The sequence below is a fragment of the Protofrankia sp. CiP3 genome (genome assembly GCF_917627345.1).
GTDB lineage: Bacteria > Actinomycetota > Actinomycetes > Frankiales > Frankiaceae > Protofrankia.
On record NZ_CAKJTM010000003.1, the window covers coordinates 148,736 to 166,823 of the forward strand.

15 protein-coding genes, 1 pseudogene and 1 CRISPR repeat array are annotated in these 18,088 nt (G+C 67.9%); of the genes and pseudogenes, 11 read left to right on the forward strand and 5 right to left on the reverse strand.

The window, feature by feature from the left end:
- The 3 genes from MJ797_RS02170 to MJ797_RS02180 all read right to left on the reverse strand — a co-directional run.
- Window positions 1–573 (reverse strand): ATP-binding protein (locus MJ797_RS02170; protein WP_239331293.1); only part of this gene is annotated, 573 nt, incomplete at its 3' end.
- A gap of 204 nt (window positions 574–777) precedes the next feature.
- Window positions 778–1,107, reverse strand: coding sequence for a recombinase family protein (locus MJ797_RS02175; protein ID WP_239331295.1), 330 nt, complete (start codon window positions 1,105–1,107; stop codon window positions 778–780).
- Window positions 1,104–1,424 (reverse strand): recombinase family protein, encoded by a 321-nt coding sequence (locus tag MJ797_RS02180; protein WP_374581230.1) that lies wholly within the window; start codon window positions 1,422–1,424, stop codon window positions 1,104–1,106. The genes MJ797_RS02175 and MJ797_RS02180 overlap by 4 nt, the downstream gene beginning before the upstream one ends.
- A gap of 229 nt (window positions 1,425–1,653) precedes the next feature.
- Between MJ797_RS02180 and MJ797_RS02185 the strand changes: the two genes are divergently transcribed.
- Both MJ797_RS02185 and MJ797_RS02190 read left to right on the forward strand, forming a co-directional pair.
- Window positions 1,654–2,817, forward strand: coding sequence for a helix-turn-helix transcriptional regulator (locus tag MJ797_RS02185; protein WP_239331299.1), 1,164 nt, complete (start codon window positions 1,654–1,656; stop codon window positions 2,815–2,817).
- Window positions 2,818–2,831: 14 nt separating this feature from the next.
- Window positions 2,832–3,548, forward strand: coding sequence for a 5-formyltetrahydrofolate cyclo-ligase (locus MJ797_RS02190; RefSeq protein WP_239331301.1), 717 nt, complete (start codon window positions 2,832–2,834; stop codon window positions 3,546–3,548).
- On the opposite strand, the gene MJ797_RS02195 is transcribed toward MJ797_RS02190, so the two are convergent.
- The gene (locus tag MJ797_RS02195; RefSeq protein ID WP_239331303.1) at window positions 3,511–3,711 is read right to left on the reverse strand and encodes a hypothetical protein; all 201 of its coding nucleotides are present in this window, start codon (window positions 3,709–3,711) and stop codon (window positions 3,511–3,513) included. The genes MJ797_RS02190 and MJ797_RS02195 overlap by 38 nt on opposite strands.
- A gap of 226 nt (window positions 3,712–3,937) precedes the next feature.
- Between MJ797_RS02195 and MJ797_RS02200 the strand changes: the two are divergent.
- A pseudogene (locus MJ797_RS02200) lies at window positions 3,938–4,141 on the forward strand (transposase); the annotation flags it as partial.
- A 648-nt stretch (window positions 4,142–4,789) separates the two neighbouring features.
- On the opposite strand, the gene MJ797_RS02205 reads toward MJ797_RS02200, so the two are convergent.
- Window positions 4,790–5,104 (reverse strand): hypothetical protein, encoded by a 315-nt coding sequence (locus MJ797_RS02205; RefSeq protein WP_239331305.1) that lies wholly within the window; start codon window positions 5,102–5,104, stop codon window positions 4,790–4,792.
- A 38-nt stretch (window positions 5,105–5,142) separates the two neighbouring features.
- Here MJ797_RS02205 and cas3 point away from each other — a divergent pair, with 38 nt between their 5' ends.
- The 8 genes from cas3 to cas2e all read left to right on the forward strand — a co-directional run bounded on the left by cas3 (window position 5,143) and on the right by cas2e (window position 14,777).
- A complete protein-coding gene (gene cas3 / locus MJ797_RS02210; RefSeq protein ID WP_239331307.1) occupies window positions 5,143–7,974 on the forward strand; it encodes a CRISPR-associated helicase Cas3' in 2,832 nt (943 codons plus the stop codon).
- 508 nt (window positions 7,975–8,482) lie between these two features.
- The gene (gene casA, locus MJ797_RS02215) at window positions 8,483–10,039 is read left to right on the forward strand and encodes a type I-E CRISPR-associated protein Cse1/CasA (RefSeq protein WP_239331309.1); all 1,557 of its coding nucleotides are present in this window, start codon (window positions 8,483–8,485) and stop codon (window positions 10,037–10,039) included.
- 21 nt (window positions 10,040–10,060) lie between these two features.
- The gene (gene casB / locus MJ797_RS02220; protein WP_239331311.1) at window positions 10,061–10,906 is read left to right on the forward strand and encodes a type I-E CRISPR-associated protein Cse2/CasB; all 846 of its coding nucleotides are present in this window, start codon (window positions 10,061–10,063) and stop codon (window positions 10,904–10,906) included.
- On the forward strand, window positions 10,903–12,042 hold the full coding sequence (gene cas7e / locus MJ797_RS02225; RefSeq protein ID WP_239331313.1) for a type I-E CRISPR-associated protein Cas7/Cse4/CasC: 1,140 nt from the start codon (window positions 10,903–10,905) through the stop codon (window positions 12,040–12,042). The genes casB and cas7e overlap by 4 nt, the downstream gene beginning before the upstream one ends.
- Entirely contained in the window at window positions 12,039–12,797 is a 759-nt protein-coding gene (gene cas5e / locus MJ797_RS02230; protein ID WP_239331315.1) for a type I-E CRISPR-associated protein Cas5/CasD, read from the forward strand. Before cas7e ends, cas5e begins: the two co-directional genes overlap by 4 nt.
- Complete coding sequence (locus MJ797_RS02235) at window positions 12,794–13,438, forward strand: type I-E CRISPR-associated protein Cas6/Cse3/CasE (RefSeq protein WP_239331317.1); 645 nt, start codon at window positions 12,794–12,796, stop codon at window positions 13,436–13,438. Before cas5e ends, MJ797_RS02235 begins: the two co-directional genes overlap by 4 nt.
- An 11-nt stretch (window positions 13,439–13,449) precedes the next feature.
- A complete protein-coding gene (cas1e, locus tag MJ797_RS02240; protein ID WP_239331319.1) occupies window positions 13,450–14,484 on the forward strand; it encodes a type I-E CRISPR-associated endonuclease Cas1e in 1,035 nt (344 codons plus the stop codon).
- Complete coding sequence (gene cas2e, locus MJ797_RS02245) at window positions 14,472–14,777, forward strand: type I-E CRISPR-associated endoribonuclease Cas2e (RefSeq protein WP_239331321.1); 306 nt, start codon at window positions 14,472–14,474, stop codon at window positions 14,775–14,777. Before cas1e ends, cas2e begins: the two co-directional genes overlap by 13 nt.
- 18 nt (window positions 14,778–14,795) lie before the next feature.
- Window positions 14,796–18,057: direct repeats of the CRISPR family, unit length 28 nt; unit sequence GCCGTCCCCACGCCCGTGGGGGTGATCC.
- Window positions 18,058–18,088 lie beyond the last annotated feature (31 nt).

Genomic DNA, 18,088 nt, shown 5'->3' on the forward strand with positions numbered 1-18,088 from the left:
CCCCTCGCGCACCTGGCGAAGAAGCTCAGGATCATTCATAACCTGGACCGGGTTGGCCGGCTGATCCTTACGAACACGCTGCGGCAGACCGGAAGCCGTGAACTGCGGAATCTCCAGCTCGGACCAGACCACCTTGCCGCGATCGGTCACGTAGCTGTTCCACCGCTTGCTCATGCTCTCGACCAGGAAGAGACCTCGACCACCTTCAGCGTCGAGGTCTTGTTCCGGGATGGCGGGCAGCGTGTGGTCACGGTCGGCCACCTCGATGATGACGCCGTCTTCGAGGAGCACCACGCGCACGTAAATCAGGGCCAGGTCAGTCAGTTCCGTCCAACGCGGCGACTCGTCCATGACGCCCGTGCTCTTTACGGCGTTCGTCACCAGCTCGCTGATGATGAGTTCAGCCGTATCGCGTAGGGCGTTGACTCCCCAGTCCTGGAGCGTGAGGTTGACGAACATCCGGGAGCATCCGACTACGGTCGGTACTGCCGCCAGCGTCAGGTTGCTCATCCTCTTGGGCTGACGGCTCTGTCTCATCGGAAGCTCTCGGGTTGGTTCCTGCACTGCGGTCATCGACCACACCTTCTATGACCATTCGGGGAGTTCTGAGTGCTCGCTCTCTAATCGCTTCGGCGAGATCGACAAGGCGATGGGCAAATGCGATTTGGTCGTCGTGACTGATGTCGTTGCTCAGGACGCCAGCACTGAAATCGCCAACGTCCTTGTTGATCGCGTTCAACTGGGTGAGGATCGACATGTTCAGGTCGTGCATGTCCATCAGTCGCGCTCGGCTTCCTTGAGCGAGTGGACGATGGCCTTGGCGTCGTCTTCCAGGCGGATCATCAGGTTGGTTCGCAGGATGCCGTTACGCGCGACGTGGTTCATGGACGGCACGATCACGTGATGGGCGTCGGCACGCTGAAGCTCGTGGATCAAGTCGTCCCAGGCTTCCAGCGATCCCGAGTTCCACTCCTGGAAGATCGTGGCGTACTCGAATCCCAGCTTTTCGGCGTACTCTTGGACGCGCCGCTCCATGTGAGTCAACCTCTCGTCGGTCACGTTGCACGGCACGCGCATGAACCCATAAGCAAGCGGTTTCATCGTCATCGGCGCTGCCCTTGAACGACCCAGATGGTTGCCCCGGTCTCTTGCTCGATGTGGGTCTTCATCGCCTCCTGGAGACCAGGCAGCCGCGCGAAGTGCCACAAGCTCGGGACGATCGCGTTGCGCACGTCGGAGCGCTTGAGCGTGTCGAGCAAGGTGTAGAACGCCGACTCCGAACACTGGATTTGTTCGGTGAAGACCTGGTCGAGGGTGAACCCCTCGCGCTCGGCGTACTCAGCCAGCTCGCGCCGGATGCGTTCTACCTCGTCTTGATCGTCGGCAGTAGCAACCCGCATGTAGCCGTAGATCGTTGGCCGCATAGTCAGCCCTTTCAAACCTGGCGACGCTGAAGGCCGGTACGACGGCGGCCCTTTGGCAAGCACCGACGCACCGGCTTAGACCAGCAAACGGCTCTGACCTGCGTAAACCCACAGCGGAACTGTCACAGTGGTGACGCATAGGTGTGGCATCGCACGGGCTGACCTGCGCGAACAGCGACGGACCAACTATCCTTTGTGTCCGCCACCTTGAGCGGAGAGGACATGGGGCATGGCGAGCAAGCGTGTGCGACTCGCCCAGCGTCGGAAGGCAGTCGGCTACAGCCAAGAGAAGCTGGCCGAAGTGCTCGGCGTCGAGCGTACGACTGTCGTGCGCTGGGAGACTGCCGAGACGGAGCCCCAACCCTGGACCAGGCCGAAGCTAGCTCGCGCGCTCAAGGTCACGGCTGAGGAGCTACAAGTACTCCTGGACGACATCGTGATCGTTCAGGCGGAGCAGAGCGAGCGCATGAGCTACGTGCTCCAACACCCCAGCAGCGTCGACCTGGTGGCCGTGGCCTACCTGCATGAGCGCATCCGGCAACTCGATGAGTCCTACGACAAGTCGCCGTCGACCGCCCTACTCGGACCAGCCGGCCACGTGCACGGGCAAGTTGGTTACCTGCTCGAACACGCAACCGGTCGGGTTAAGAAGGCGCTCTTCGAGGTGCAGGCCGAGTCAGCGACGTTCATGGGCCAACTGGTATGGGACGTCAGCCAGAGGCGCGACCACGAAGGACCTGTCGGCTACTTCGATGAAGCTGTGCAGGCAGCTCGTCAGGTGCGTGATCCATCCGTCGAGTCCTACGCGATCCTGCGGAAGGCGTACGTCGCGCTGTATGGCGAGAAGGACCCGGTTAAAGGTCTGGAGCTAGCCGACGAAGCCGCGGCCGTCGCCAAGCTGTGCAGCCCCTCGCTCACTGGTCTCTCGCTTCTCCACGTGGCCGAGGGTCACGCCATGACTGGCGCGCTCATCGACTGCGAGGCTGCACTGAAGAAGGCCGAGGCTCAGTTTGATCGGGTCGACAAGGATGACGTGGCGGCCGACTACTACACGGTCAACGAGTTCAACCGGCTCGCCGGCTCGTGCTACCTGTTCCTCGATCTACCAGACAGAGCTGAGCCGATCCTTCAGCCGACTGTGCTGGCGCTGAGTGCCAAGAAGAAGAGTCAGACCATCGCGCTCGGTAACCTCACTCTGAGCCTCATCCGTCAACGTAAGCTGGACGAAGCGGCAGCGACGATGCACCGAACGATCGACGCCGTAGAGCTGACACGCGGCGGCGGTGGGTTGAACCTGGCCTTCGCTGCTGGTCGGGAGCTACGTGAGTGGCGAGCCGAGGGTTGGGTGCAGGACATCAATGACCGCCTCCTAGCCTTGATGGCCGCTATCTAGCACGTGAGGTGTTCGTGGGTATCGACCAGGACAAGCAGGCCGTTCGCGAGAAGGTGTGGCGCCTGCTTGATCGGGAGAAGGCAGTACCTCGGGACTCGTTTGGGAAGATCCCTGCCTTCCACGGGGCGGAGCAGACCGCTGAGCGGTTGGCCGAGACGCCAGAGTGGCAGGCCGCTCGGGTCGTGAAGACCAACCCTGACTTCGCCCAGCTACCCGTGCGTGCGCGTGCGCTTGATGACGGCAAGCTCGTCTTCATGGCGGTGCCGAAGATCGCCAGTGAGCAACCCTTCTACCTGCTCGACCCGAAGGGACTCCAGATAAGCGCCCTCATCGCGGCCGAGAAGAGCGGAGCGAAGCAGTACGCCACGCGGGTTGGCCTGGATGAGATGCCACCAATCGACATGGTCATCTGCGGAAGTGTGGCTGTGAACCGCTCAGGAGCCCGTATTGGTAAAGGAGCGGGTTACAGCGACCTGGAAGTCGCCTTGCTGATCGAAGCCGGTCTGGTGACGTCTCAGACGGTCATAGTGGCACCCGTGCATCAGCTTCAGGTAGTCGAGGACGACATCCCGGAGACGCCGCACGACTTCAGCGTGGACCTAATCGTCACGCCCGAGCAGGTGATCCGCTGCGACAACCCACGCCGGCCTCGGGGTGTGATCTGGGGCGATCTAAGCCCCGAACAGATCGCGGCTATTCCGGTGCTTTCAGCGCGGCAGGCTGCGAGCTAGGCCACCCGTCCGGCCCGGTCAGCGACGCCCCCTCGGCTCTCGCCTGCTCGACCAGGCGCCGCGCGAGCTCCTCGTCGAGCATCGGAGCGTCGCTCTGGGCGCTGGCGGCTGCTGGTTCGCCCGCGATGGTCTCCGCTACCGGATCTGTCGTCATGCTGGTCATCTGGTGCCTCCTCTACCTGCGCCTATGCACAGAGTGTCATATGGGAGTTACGCCTTTGTTCTGGCTCTGCCACGATTCCAGTGGTGACAGGTGGTTACCATTTAGGTATCGTCGGTGGTGTGTGATGTCGAGTTCCTGAAGGTCGTCTTTCCTCAGCTCGCCGCGGTGCTCATCGAGCGGGTCGTCGACGAGGGGCCGGTGGTACCGGTCGTCGCACGGACCCGGGCGGGGCCGCCGGTACGCCACCCTGCTGATCGACGCCGTCAGCGACCGGCGCGTCGACGTGCTGCCCGACCGCCGAGCCGCCACCGTGGCGGCCTGGCTGCGCGAGCATCCCGGGGTTCGGGTGGTGTGCCGCGATGGATCGGTGTCCTATGCCGAGGCGATCCGCCAGGGCGCCCCCGCCGCGGTGCAGGCCAGCGACCGCTGGAGCCGAGGGATCGTCGTCGGAGGCTTGGTGACCGTCACCCTGGCCGCCGCTATCACGGGCTGCAGTTCCGACGAGGATCCTGCGCCGCATTCTCGCCCAACGCCCTCCACCGCGCCGACCAGCGCACCGGCGCCATCCCCGACACCCACCTCAGCCGCTGACGAGGCCGAGCGACAGGCTGCCGGCAGCGATCATGAGGAGGTAGCCGGCGCCTTGGCCGTCTACGTCAATTATCGGGAGGATGGCCGGATGCACCGTGATTTGAGCCGGGAGCAGTTTGAGCGGATCGGTGTCGGTCAGCTGACCACTCCCGATGGCCTCACCTACACCCGCCGCACGACGAAGACGGCGCGTCACGTCTGCGATCAGAGGATCGGTGCCGGATCGCCGCTCGTCATCTACTACTGGGCAGCCGGGCAGGTGAACCACGTCGACGGGGCAGACGCGCAATGCCGTTAGCGGGAGGTCCGCAGCGCGGTGACGCGGCATCCCCAGGTCAGTGGCGATGTGGCGTACACGGCGGGTATCTGGGTGGACGGCGACGGCCACGAGATCGTCGTCCTGACCGGGCACTGCTGAGATGATCGATTCGACGACCGCCGTACCTGTGGCGTGAACGGTCGGGTCGCTGGCGGTGGGCTGATTGCGCTATCGAGTTGGGAAGGGCGGGATGTCCCGTTTCCATTGCTCGGCCGCGTCGCGGATCTCGTCGATCCCGAGGTGAAGGGGCAGGCAGAACGCGCTCCAGTGCCAGCGGGCGTCCTGGGCAGTCCACGGCGGTGCTGCTTCCGCCGACAGGTGCAGGCGGATGTGGGCCGTGTGTGGGTCCTGCTCGTGCAGGCTGAAGGCGAGGTTCGGTTCGGTGAAGGACAGGACGTCGTTGGCGTCTTCGTCCAGGGTGGGGCAGCGGGTCACCTGCCCGGTGGGGGTGCATGTCCGTAAGGGGCCGGCTACGGGTGTCATGGCATGGTCTACCCTGTCGAGATCGGTTGGGGGTCGATATGGACGGTTCTGGGCGCGACGGCGTGCCGCTGGTGGATCTTCGGTTGTGGGGGAAAAGCAAGAGGCTACCGCGGCCGTACCCGCTGATCTGTCATCTGATCGATTCCGGTGCGGCCACCGAGGTGCTGTGGCGGGACGTGCTGCCGCGCTCGGCAAGACAGGTGATAGCCGACGGGCTCGGCGTCTCCGACCCGGACGCGGGCCGCCTGCTCGCCTTCTGGACGGCGCTGCATGACATCGGGAAGGTCATACCGGGCTTCCAGATGCAGGCCCGCGAGGCGTTCGCGCGGCTGTCGGGTTACTCGACGGACGGCGCGCGTCGGGACTTCGGCCATGACGGGGCGACGCATCTGTTCCTGGGCCGCGTGCTCGGCGAACTGGGCTACGTTTCCGGCCTGACCGGGGGCGCGTCGGCAACCCGGGTCGCGCAGATCCTGGGTGGCCACCATGGCTGTTTCTACCAGGTCGACTCCCGAGAGTTCGACAGCCGCCTGGAATTTCCGCAGCTCGGCGCCGGGGAATGGGAGATCCAGCGGCGGGCTGTGCTCGACGCGGTGACGGGGGTGTTCGCTCCGCCGCCGGCACCGACAGCTGTGAGGCTCGAATCGGCGGCGCTGATCTGCGGTCTGGTGATCCTGGCTGACTGGCTGGTCAGCCAGGAGGACTTCCTCTCGGAACGCCTGGATGATCTCCCTGCCGGTGCGGACCTGCCGGCGTTGTGCGACCACCGGACGCGTTCCGCGGAATACGCCGTTGAGCTGGTCGCAGACGCGGGCCTGGGACGATTGGCGTTGCAGGGCGGATCGTTCGCGCAGGAGTTCCCCGACTACCCGCCCAACGCGCTGCAGCGCTCGGTCGCCGAGGGCCTGCCGCCGTTGCTGTCCGGCCCGGGGCTGTTGCTGGTGATGGCGCCGATGGGGATGGGGAAGACCGAGACCGCCCTGCATGCGGCCCGGTTGATGGGGGACGCGGCCGGAACGGCGGGTCTGTTCATGACGTTGCCGACGATGGCGACATCGGACCAGATGTACCAGCGGATACTGGCCTACGTTCAACGCCGGGCCGAGCCCGATGTGGATGCTGCTGTCACGTTGCTCCATTCGATGGCCTGGTTGAACGCTGCCTACGCGTCCGAGCCCGGCGGGGGCGCGGTGGTCACCGGCGACGACGATCCGACCAGCACGGTGCGCACAGCCGCGACCACCTGGCTGCGGGGACGTAAGCGCGGTCTGCTCGCTCCGCTGGCGGTCGGCACGGTCGACCAGGCGTTGCTGACGGTCCTGCCGGTGCGGCACAACGTGCTGCGGATGCTGGGCCTGGCCGGGAAGGTCCTCATCGTCGACGAGGTTCACGCCTACGACGCGTACATGCAGTATCTGCTGGCCCGTCTGTTGACCTGGCTCGGCGCGTTGAAGGTTCCGGTGGTGCTGCTGTCGGCGACGCTGCCGAGGTCGGTTGCCGAGCGGCTGGTGCGCGCCTATCTGTACGGGGCGCGCGGCCGGCGACACCGCGCGCCGCTTGACGTCGCCTACCCCGGCTGGGTGTATGCAGACGCGACCAGCGCAACGGTGACGACACGTGTGTTCGACGTCCCGCCCCGCCCGCCACTCGGCCTCGACCTCGTCGACATCCCCGCCCAGGTGAAAGACCCCTCAACCGCAGAGAAGTTGCTGGTGGATGACGGTGTGGACCGGCCGGTGGCACTGCGCAGGCTGCTGGCACCGGTCTTCCGTGACGGTGGGTGCGTCATGGTCGTGTGCACCACCGTCGCCGAGGCGCAGGACACGTTCACCGCCATCGCCGCATGGAAGGCGCAGGAGACTGCCGGTGCGCGAGGGAACGGGGCGGACGATTCCGGGCCGGTACTGGAACTGCTGCATGCCCGGCTGCCCGCCCGCGAACGGGAGAAGCGGACGGCCCGGGTGACGGCGGCGTTCGGCCGCGAGGTCGAACATCGGCCTATCAGGGCGATTCTCGTCGCCACTCAGGTCGCCGAACAGTCTCTCGATCTCGACTTCGATCTGGTCATCAGCGACCTGGCTCCGGTCGCTCAACTGCTGCAGCGGGCCGGTCGCTGCCAGCGCCATCCGCAGGTGGACGAGGCCGGCCTGCGGCCCGCGTGGGCCGCTGAGGACCCACGGCTGGCGGTGCTCCTTCCCCGCGGGGATGACGGTGACCTGGTGTTCCCGGACCGGTGGACCGGCGTCTACGACCGGTCCCTGCTGCGGCGCACCTACGACGTCCTCGTGAAGAAGGCCGCCGGTGGGGTCGAGATTCCTGGGGATGTGCAGCCGATGGTCGAGGAGGTCTACGACGAGACCTTCCACGAGAACCTGGACGAGGACGGGATCAAACGGCTTATGGAGGACGAGGTCCGCGTGGGCATCGCCGAGATGGCCGCGGTCAAGGCTCCGGCGCAGCTTCGGGACCTCGAGCCGCTGACGACGAAGGAGATCGACGAAGACCGGGTGTCCACCCGGCTCGGAGCGGAGTCGGTGCGGGTCGTCTGCTGCTACGTCGATGCCGACGGCGACCGCTGGCTCGATCGGGGCCGAACCAGGCGCCTTCCCGCGACCGGCACCGGTCCGGCTGGCCGGTTCACGCCCGCCCAGGTCCGGACCATTTTGGGGGAGAGTATCCCCCTGCGTGACGGCGAGTGGAGACGTCGCGACCGCGAGGTGACCGCCCCGCCGCCAGCCTGGTCGGACAACGCCACGCTGCGGGAGCTGCTCCTGCTGCCCCACCATCTTGACACCGAGGGCACCGTCAGCCCCGTCGAGGTCGGCGGCCGTGCCTTCCGCCTCGACCCCACCCTCGGCCTTCTCGGATGACTGGCCCGAAGGTGCGTAGGTGGCACAATCGGACCGTCCCCACGCCCGTGGGGGTGATCCATAGGTCACGGCGACCCGTAGGTCGGCACTACTCACTTCCCCACGCCCGTGGGGGTGAAGCAGGTTTGGGGTGGATGGTCCACCAGTGAAGTTCCGAACTAGGTAACGGCATCCCGTAGCTCTGCTTATGGGCAGCATGCATATATGGTGTGTCGGGATCGCCGGATGGACCGGCAGCGGTACCCGACAGGATGGCGGTGGCAGTGAGAGCCTCTCTCCCTGAATTGATCTTGATTGTTGCTGCGTTGGCGATTATTGGTGCGATCGTCGTCAGGCTGACCTCATAGCGCTACCGGTAGGTCATTGGTCAGACGCCTATGGGATTCCAGGGACGAGGCCGCGTTCTGTCGGCGGTGGGTGATTAGGTGTGCTCCGGTCCGGGATGGCGGGCCGACGGGATTCCGGCGACGCTGCCGGAAAGTTCGGGGGAATTGCTGGTGAGCAGACAATGGTGAGTCGTCAGGGCTTTGACCTGCGGGAACGGCCGTGGCTACCAGTTCCCGAAGGCTCACGGCGGACGCGGGTCGGGTTGCGGGAGCTCCTCGTCCGCGCTCACGAGCTGACGGACGTCGATGTGCCGCTGGCTCCGGCGGCAGCCGGGCTGTGGCGGTTCCTTTACCTCTTGGCCGCTCGGGTGACCGGGCTCGACGACGCCGAGCTCGAGGTTGCCGAGTTCGACAGGCGCCGAGGTGAGGTACTGGAGGAGGGTCGGTTCGACGGGGCGGAGGTGGACGCGTATTTCGAGCGGTACGCGGACCGGTTCGACCTGTTCGATGTGGCCCGGCCATGGTTGCAGGATCCGCGCTTGGTGGAGGAATGTCCGTCCACCTCAGGTATCAACAGGCTGATCGTCGGTCGTCCGGCAGGGAACAACCAGGTGTGGTTCGATCATCATACCGAGGTGGAGCCGGCCCCGGTTCCGGCGGCTGAGGCGGCGTGGCATCTGATCGCTGCTCTCTATTACGGCCCGTCGGGGCGGTGCACGACCCGGAAGATCGGCCCGCTGTCGGAAGGGAACACCACGGCCGGGCCGCTGCGGGGTGGGCTGTCGTGCCATCCGGTCGGGCGGACAGTGTTCGAGTCGCTGGTGGCCGGTATTCCGTTCCCGGACGCTGGCGATTCCTACCGCGATCGTGCGGTGGATCTGGCGCCGTGGGAGCTGCCCGAGCTGCCGGACCCCCGCCGTGGGCCGGTGCCGGTGAAAGGTATGGCGCGGGAGCTGGCCGGCCGCTTCCAGCATGCGGTGCTGCTGACGCCGGACAAGACGGGTGAGCACGTGGTCGACGCGACGCTCACCTGGGCGTGGCGGGAGAAATGCCCGTCGGCGAAGGACCAGTACCTGATCTACCAGACGAGTAAGAAGGGCGACGCCTACCCACGGCCGGCGAGTGTCACCCGCGCGATGTGGCGGGATCTCGACGCGCTTCTCATGCACGACGTCGGTGAGGACAGCCGTTCCCGTCCGCTGGTGTTCGACGCCGTGAAGTACCTGCCGGCCGAGTTTGTCGAGCAACTACGGGTGCGGGTGTTCGGGTTTGACCAGGACGGGCAGACCCGCGACAAGCGGTTCTTCACGCGGATGACGCCGTCGGTGTTGCGGTGGCTGGAGGAGCGCGACCCGCAGTTCGTCCGGGGTATCAGTTCCACCCGGCAGGCGGCCGAGCGGGTCGGTAGTGCTCTGGTCTATGCGTTGCGGTGCGCGTGGGTACAGCAGGCTGACCCGGACGACGACGGTGTCCGCCAGCCGCGGCCCGACAAGGAGATCGGGCCGTGGGTCGCGGCGGCAGAAGGCCGGTACTGGCCGCAGGCGGAGCGGGTTTTCTGGAAGACGCTTGATGACGCAGCCCGGCAGACATCGCCAACCCGTTTCGACAGCGCGCCGGACTTATTCGCAAAAGTCGCTCGTGACGTCTACGACGACATCGCCGACCAGGTCGACTCCCAGGAGCACTGGCGGATGACCCGAGCGCTGGCCCGTAACCGTTACCGCGTCCGTGCGGTATAGCCGCCCCAGGAGAGATGCCGCATGACCATTGTCGAGACTTCCACCACCGAGGGCGAGCCTGCTTGGGCACCGGCCATGCGGTGGTATCCCCTGGCGACCCGCGAAAGGCTGGAAGCCCCGGCTCGGGCGCTGGTGACGGCGACGACCAGGGCGTTGCGGGTACCGGCAGATCGGTCCGCGTTGCGCCGGAGCCTGGGGAAGCCCCCGACGCATCCGATGGCGCAGCCAGCGCACAAGTTGGTCGCGCCGTACCTTCGCTTTCTGCCGGACACCGACGAACGCGGGATTGGCCCGACAAGGAAGATCGAGATCGACGCGGTTGAACGCGCCTTCTACATGGTCGCGGCGCTCATCGCGGCCCAGCCTCGGGCGGCCCGTGACGACCATCTGGCCACGGCCGGGGCAGACAGCGACCAAGAGAAGCACAAGAACACCGCTGAGGATATGTCGGCTTCGGAGGCCGAGCTGACTACGTCACCGCCTCCTACTGGTGACGACCCGGCTCCCGTGCCGTGGCGCAGCCTGGGCCGATGCCTGGCCGACGCCATCAACAAGATCCCGGTGCGGGAGCGGGAAGATGTCTACCGGCGGATGGAAGCGCGGCTGCGGCTGGTGTGCCGGCAGGACGTCGAGGGTGTGCATCGCCAGCTGCCCCGACTCATCCGCTACCTGCGGGCCGAGCAGGTCGACATCGACTGGACCCGCTTGATCGTCGATCTGGCCCGCTGGGGTGGCGAGGCCGACACGATCGCGAAGGCGTGGCTGCAGCACTACTACCGGACGGTCCGTCTCCCGCGGGCCGGCGAGCTCGACACCGACAACACCGACATCGGTTCCACTGACGACGCCGAAAGCGAGACGCCATGACCGCCGCGAAGTTCCTCGATATCCATCTGTTGCAGACCATCCCGTATGCGAATCTGAACCGGGACGATCTCGGCGCGCCGAAGACCGTGGTCTATGGTGGCAAGACCCGTACCCGGGTGTCCAGTCAATCTTGGAAGCGCGCTATTCGACTTCAGGTGGAGACCGCTCTGGGTGATCCGGCGGTGCGGACCCGCCGGATCGTCACCGCGGTCGCCGAGCGGCTCGTTACCCAAGGCTGGCCGGCGGAGCTGGCCGGCTACGCGGGCAAGCAGGTGCTGATGTCCGCGGGCAAGAGCGGCATCAAGACCGAGAAGGACCGCGACAAGAACGACATCTCCTCGGTTCTGCTCTATCTGCCCGCCGGAGCGCTGGATGAGCTGGCCGAGATTGCCGCCGGTCACCGGGACAAGCTCCAGGCCGAGATGGGGAAGAAGACGCAGAAGCCGGTGCTGCCCGTCGACGAGGTCGCGGCGGTGCTGTCGAGCCGCAACGGCACGATCAATCTGTTCGGCCGGATGCTTGCGGAACTTCCCGGCGGCAAGGTGGATGGCGCGGTGCAGGTCGCGCACGCCTTCACCGTGCACTCCACCGATCCGGAGATCGATTTCTTCACCGCGGTCGACGACATCCCCTCGGCGGACGATCAGGGGAGCGGGCATATGAACGCCGGGGAGTTCTCCGCCGGGGTCTTCTACCGGTATGCCAGCCTCGACACGGCTGGGCTGGTCGACAATCTCGACGGGGATGTGGCCACGGCCTCCGAGCTGACGGCCCAGTTCCTGCGGGCGTTCCTGGCGGCGCTGCCGAGCGGGAAGCGGACGGCTACCGCGCCGAATACCCTGCCCGAACTGGCCTACGTCGGGGTCCGCTCCGACCGGCCGATCTCGCTGGCGGCGGCGTTCGAACAGCCGGTCCGTCCCGGGCCGGAAGGCGGCTGTGGTGAGCCCGCCCGCGACGCCCTCACCGACTATGCCGCTGGCCTGCACCAGGTCTGGGGCAGAGACGGGGTTCTGCTGGACGGCCACGCCTCGATCGACGGCAAGCCGCGGGATAAGGGGCTGGGCACCCAGTACGGCTCCTACCCGGAATTGCTCGCGGGCGCGGTGGCCGTCGCCTACCCGGGGGCAGCGGTATGAGTGGGCTGGTCCTGCGGCTGGCCGGGCCGCTGCAGTCGTGGGGGGAGCACAGTGCGTTCGCCGATCGGGACACGATGAGTTTTCCGACCCGGTCCGGTCTCGTGGGGATGTTCGCCGCCGCGATGGGGCTGGCTCGTGGCGCATCGTTGGTCCGGTTCGCCGATCTGCGGCTGACCGTGCGGGTCGATGCCCCCGGCGTGCCGCTCACGGACTTCCAGACGGTTGGCGGAGGATTGCCGCCAGCACGCACTGTGCCGATCGCCGACGGTAAGCACCGGCCGGGCGACACCGGAACGTTGGTGATCCGCCGTCGCTATCTGTCCGACGCGGTGTTCACGGTGGCGGTCACCGGCCCCGATGAGCTCGTCGACCAGGTCGGGGAGAAGCTGCTGCATCCGCGGTGGCAGCCCTACCTGGGCCGCCGGTCCTGCCCGCCGGATCAGCCGTTCGTGTTGCGCCGCCGGACGGAGGACCCCGAACGGGATCTGCGGGAGCGGGTGCCACTGCCCAGGCGGCCCCGGTTCATCCGCACCGAGGACGGGACGGTTGAGGTCGACCTGCTGACCGAGACCGCCCAGGACAACGCTGCGGTGACCGAACTCGCCGACGTTCCGGTGAGCTTCGCCTCCCTCGAGCGGCGCTACGAGCGCCGCTCGGTGTACCGGCAGGTCGTCACCGTCAACGCCAGCTTGGTGCAGTCACCCGGCCGGAACTACCGCGAGGCGCTCTTCCGGTACATGCGGGGGGACTCGTGAACGCCTGGCTGCTGCGCATCGTCCCGGACCTGCGGCGTGGCGACGTCCGCCGTGATCTCGCCGACGTCGTGCGTCTCCATCAACGGGTCATGTCGCTGGTCCCCGACGACATCGGCCCCGATGCCCGGAACCTCGCCGGTGTCCTGTTCCGCGTCGAACAGATCCCCGCCGGTGCCCGGCTGCTCGTCCAGACCCGGCTGGAGCCTGTCACCGACCGGCTGCCCGCCGGCTATGGCACCTGCGAGGCCCGTAAACTCGGCCCCCTCCTCGAGAGCCTGCGGCCCGGGCTGGCCGTGCACTACCGGCTGACCGCGAACCCGGTGAAACGCGGCGGGCGCAACGCCGGACCGAAAGAAGGAAAAATCATCCCGTTGCGGGGCACGGCGGCCGACACATGGTGGGCCACCCGGGCCAGCGGGTGCGGGCTGGCCCTGCGTACTCTCACCGCGATGCCGTTCGACGACGCCACCGGCCGACGCGGGTCCGGCGGCCAGGTGCGGCACGCCCTCACCCGCTACGACGGCATTGCGGTCGTCAGCGACCCCGACGCGGTGCGCCGCGTGGTGCTCGACGGCGTCGGCCGCGGCAAGTCCTACGGTGCCGGTCTGCTCAGTCTCGCCCCGATCGGGGCCGCCGGATGAGCAGAACCACCATGACCGCCAAGCAGAAACTCGGACGGCCCACGCTGGCGATGCTCCCTCGGATCGCCGACAGCCTGTCCTTCCTCTACGTGGAGTCGGTCCGCATCACCCAGGACGACACCGGCGTGCTGGCCTCGGTCGAATCCCCGCGGGGCACCGAGAAGGTGTACATCCCGACCGCGGCCCTGACCTGCGTACTCCTGGGACCCGGCACATCGATCACCCAGCCGGCGATGGCGACCTTCGCCCGGCATGGCACCAGCCTGGTCTGCGTCGGTGCCGGCGGTGTCCGCAGCTACGCCACCATCGCCCCGGCCACCTTGACGACCAACTGGCTGGAGAAACAGGCGAAGATCTGGGCCGATGACGAGCGACGGGTACAGGCCGCCATCCGGATGTACCGGCAGCGGTTCAACACCGACGTCCCCGACGGCACCACCCTCGCCCAGCTGCGCGGAATGGAAGGCCAGCGGGTCAAGGCCTACTACCGGCTGCTGGGCCAGAAACACCGCATCCCCCGCTTCCGACGGAACTACGATCCGGCGAGCTGGGACACCCAGGACCCGGTCAACCTCGCCCTCTCCGCGGCAAACGCCTGCCTGTACGGGGTGGTTCACGCCACCATCTGCGCGCTGGGCTGTTCGCCGGCACTCGGCTTCGTGCACAGCGGAACGCAGCTCGCGTTCGTCTACGACATCGCAGACCTGTACAAAGCGAAGATCACTATTCCGTTGGCGTTCGCGTTACACGCCTCAACCGATCCCGAACGGGCCGCCCGTGCCCGGCTCCGCGAGGACTTTCGTCTCGTCAAGCTCCTACCCACCATCGTCGCCGACATCCAGAACCTCCTTGACCTTGACCTTGACACCGACGCCGAGGGCGCAGAGAGTGCCGACAGCGGTCTCGCCGTCGACATGGTCCACCTGTGGGACCCCGACATCGGCCAGCTCCCCGCCGGCGTCAACTACAGCGCCGCGGACACCGGCGATCTCACCGACCCTGACGACGACATCCTCACCAACCTGGGCGGCCCATGGCCTCAATGATCGTGATTTCGACGACCGCTGTGCCCGACCACGTCCGCGGAGCCCTGAGTCGATGGCTCGTCGAACCCACTGCCGGGCTGTACGTCGGCACTGTCTCCGCACGGGTCCGTGATGAACTGTGGGCCGCTGTCGCCGCCAGCGTCGCTGACGGAGCCGCCGTCTGCATCCACACCGCCGAAACCGAACAGGGCTTCAATATCAGAACCGCCGGTGAGCGTCGGCGCCACGTACTTGACTTCGACGGCCTCCAACTCATCGGACTCCAACCACAACAGACGCCGGAAGCGTTGTAAAACCCCAGGTCAGCAAGTGCCGTCCCCACGCCCGTGGGGGTGATCCGCGGTCAATGATGACTGGTGTTCAGACCACGGCGCCGTCCCCACGCCCGTGGGGGTGATCCGCAGCGGGACGTTCCGGGCCTCGCCGGAGATATGCCGTCCCCACGCCCGTGGGGGTGATCCGACTCCATGGCGGGCATGCAACAACAGGTGCTGGCCGTCCCCACGCCCGTGGGGGTGATCCGCTCGTCCTGGGTACGCCGGAGGTCGTTCCACCGCCGTCCCCACGCCCGTGGGGGTGATCCGCGTAGATTTTGTTCCGGTCGGAAACGATGACGGCCGTCCCCACGCCCGTGGGGGTGATCCGGCGGCTCGGTGGGTGTGTGAGTTGGTGAGTCTGCCGTCCCCACGCCCGTGGGGGTGATCCGACGTAACGCATCGTCAACCCCCCCGTTAGCGTGCCGTCCCCACGCCCGTGGGGGTGATCCGCATTGAGGGCGTGGACCCCACCGGCCGCACCTGCCGTCCCCACGCCCGTGGGGGTGATCCGGCACCCCGGGTCGTCACCCCCGGCTGCTGGCCGCCGTCCCCACGCCCGTGGGGGTGATCCGGTGTCGTCGTGCCGTTGGCGGCTCATCGGGTTGCCGTCCCCACGCCCGTGGGGGTGATCCGACCGGCCCTTGATTATGTGGATGGACTCGATCGCCGTCCCCACGCCCGTGGGGGTGATCCTCCGCCCCGGCGGCTGATGGTGGCGCTGGCACGGCCGTCCCCACGCCCGTGGGGGTGATCCGGCGCCCAGATCCGTACGACCGTCATCGACGGCGCCGTCCCCACGCCCGTGGGGGTGATCCGTGGTCGCCCGACCTCGATGACTGGCTCGACGGGCCGTCCCCACGCCCGTGGGGGTGATCCGGTTACAGTATGCGCCCAGAGCGCAACTCTGGTGCCGTCCCCACGCCCGTGGGGGTGATCCGCTGCGCGACTACGGCGCCGACGCCAACCCGACGCCGTCCCCACGCCCGTGGGGGTGATCCCTGGGAGTCCGGCCGGCGGAGCCGATGGAGCTCGCCGTCCCCACGCCCGTGGGGGTGATCCTGTGAGGCGAGGGCAACGCCGGGGCGGACGATTGCCGTCCCCACGCCCGTGGGGGTGATCCAGTTCGGCTACCTGCGCGAGGGTCAGCGCCGGCGCCGTCCCCACGCCCGTGGGGGTGATCCGGGCTGGACGGGGGGGGCAGCAGTCGGCGAGCCGCCGTCCCCACGCCCGTGGGGGTGATCCGCCATACGGGACGATCGCCTGCGCGACGGAGAAGCCGTCCCCACGCCCGTGGGGGTGATCCGGTCAGCTTCAGCGTCTCCGGCACGGATGAGGTGCCGTCCCCACGCCCGTGGGGGTGATCCGGTGCAGGGCGTGCTGGTGGATGTTGATGTGCGGCCGTCCCCACGCCCGTGGGGGTGATCCGCGTGCGATACACCACCAGCGGTCGCGGCGGTGGCCGTCCCCACGCCCGTGGGGGTGATCCGTCCTTCCGGCCAGACGCACCGTCGCGGTTTTCGCCGTCCCCACGCCCGTGGGGGTGATCCGCGCTCGCCGCGGCCGGACTCCTGCCGGAGGCCGCCGTCCCCACGCCCGTGGGGGTGATCCTGTGCTGACGCTGCTCGCCGCGGCCGGCGTGGAGCCGTCCCCACGCCCGTGGGGGTGATCCGTGGCACGGATCGTCCCAGCAGGAGGGACGATGGCCGTCCCCACGCCCGTGGGGGTGATCCGACTGGCGACTCAAGGGCTGGGCTGCGGAACCGGCCGTCCCCACGCCCGTGGGGGTGATCCGCTCGCGACCGAGTACGCCACCAAGACGCTGCGGCCGTCCCCACGCCCGTGGGGGTGATCCGGAGTCCGCCAGGAAGCGTCCCGAGAAGAACGCGCCGTCCCCACGCCCGTGGGGGTGATCCGACGCCGAGGTCGTGCATGTCGCGCCGCGCGAAGCCGTCCCCACGCCCGTGGGGGTGATCCGGTTGCCATCATGGCCGACCTACGCATCGTCGAGCCGTCCCCACGCCCGTGGGGGTGATCCGTGCCGCGTGAGGAGGTCGTCGTGGCCGCAGACGCCGTCCCCACGCCCGTGGGGGTGATCCGCCATTAGTCTGATCTTGATGGTGAAACGGGCCGCCGTCCCCACGCCCGTGGGGGTGATCCGCGATTCGCCTCGGTGATGTGGTCGAGATCATCGCCGTCCCCACGCCCGTGGGGGTGATCCGTCGGGGATATTCCCGATGCGGTTCCTCGCCGCGCCGTCCCCACGCCCGTGGGGGTGATCCGTTGCACGCCGAACGGGGCGCGGCGCTCGTTTAGCCGTCCCCACGCCCGTGGGGGTGATCCTCGACCAGGATGACCGCGTCGAACTCCAGGCCCGCCGTCCCCACGCCCGTGGGGGTGATCCGGCGTACGCCCGCCGAGATCGCCGAGCTGAAGGGCCGTCCCCACGCCCGTGGGGGTGATCCGGGAGGCGCCGTACGACGCTTCCCTACATGCGCGCCGTCCCCACGCCCGTGGGGGTGATCCGCATTGCCACGGGGCGCAGCGTCGGCGTGGAAAGCCGTCCCCACGCCCGTGGGGGTGATCCTCGCCGCGGCGTCCCGCGACGCCGTCGATCGCCGCCGTCCCCACGCCCGTGGGGGTGATCCGGCGCTGGACGCCGCAGCCCGTCGCGTCCAGGTGCCGTCCCCACGCCCGTGGGGGTGATCCGGCGCTGGACGCCGCAGCCCGTCGCGTCCAGGTGCCGTCCCCACGCCCGTGGGGGTGATCCGGATCAGTGATGGACGGCCAGTTCGACGCGGAGGCCGTCCCCACGCCCGTGGGGGTGATCCGGATCAGTGATGGACGGCCAGTTCGACGCGGAGGCCGTCCCCACGCCCGTGGGGGTGATCCGTGGGTGGGCACCCCGAAAAATCTCTAACTAGCGCCGTCCCCACGCCCGTGGGGGTGATCCTCACCGGTGGCACGCGGGGGTTCACAGCGGCCGGCCGTCCCCACGCCCGTGGGGGTGATCCGTGCGGCGATGTTCGGACATGGCCATGGCAATGGCCGTCCCCACGCCCGTGGGGGTGATCCGGAGGACATGACCATGGACACCACTACCGCCATGCCGTCCCCACGCCCGTGGGGGTGATCCGAGGGGCGGTCTGCGCTGGTACTGGACGCGCGAGCCGTCCCCACGCCCGTGGGGGTGATCCGGGGATCAGGCGTGAGCCGATTCAAGGCGTCCGGCCGTCCCCACGCCCGTGGGGGTGATCCGGTCTTAGCGTACTCACCGTCAACCCGGGAAC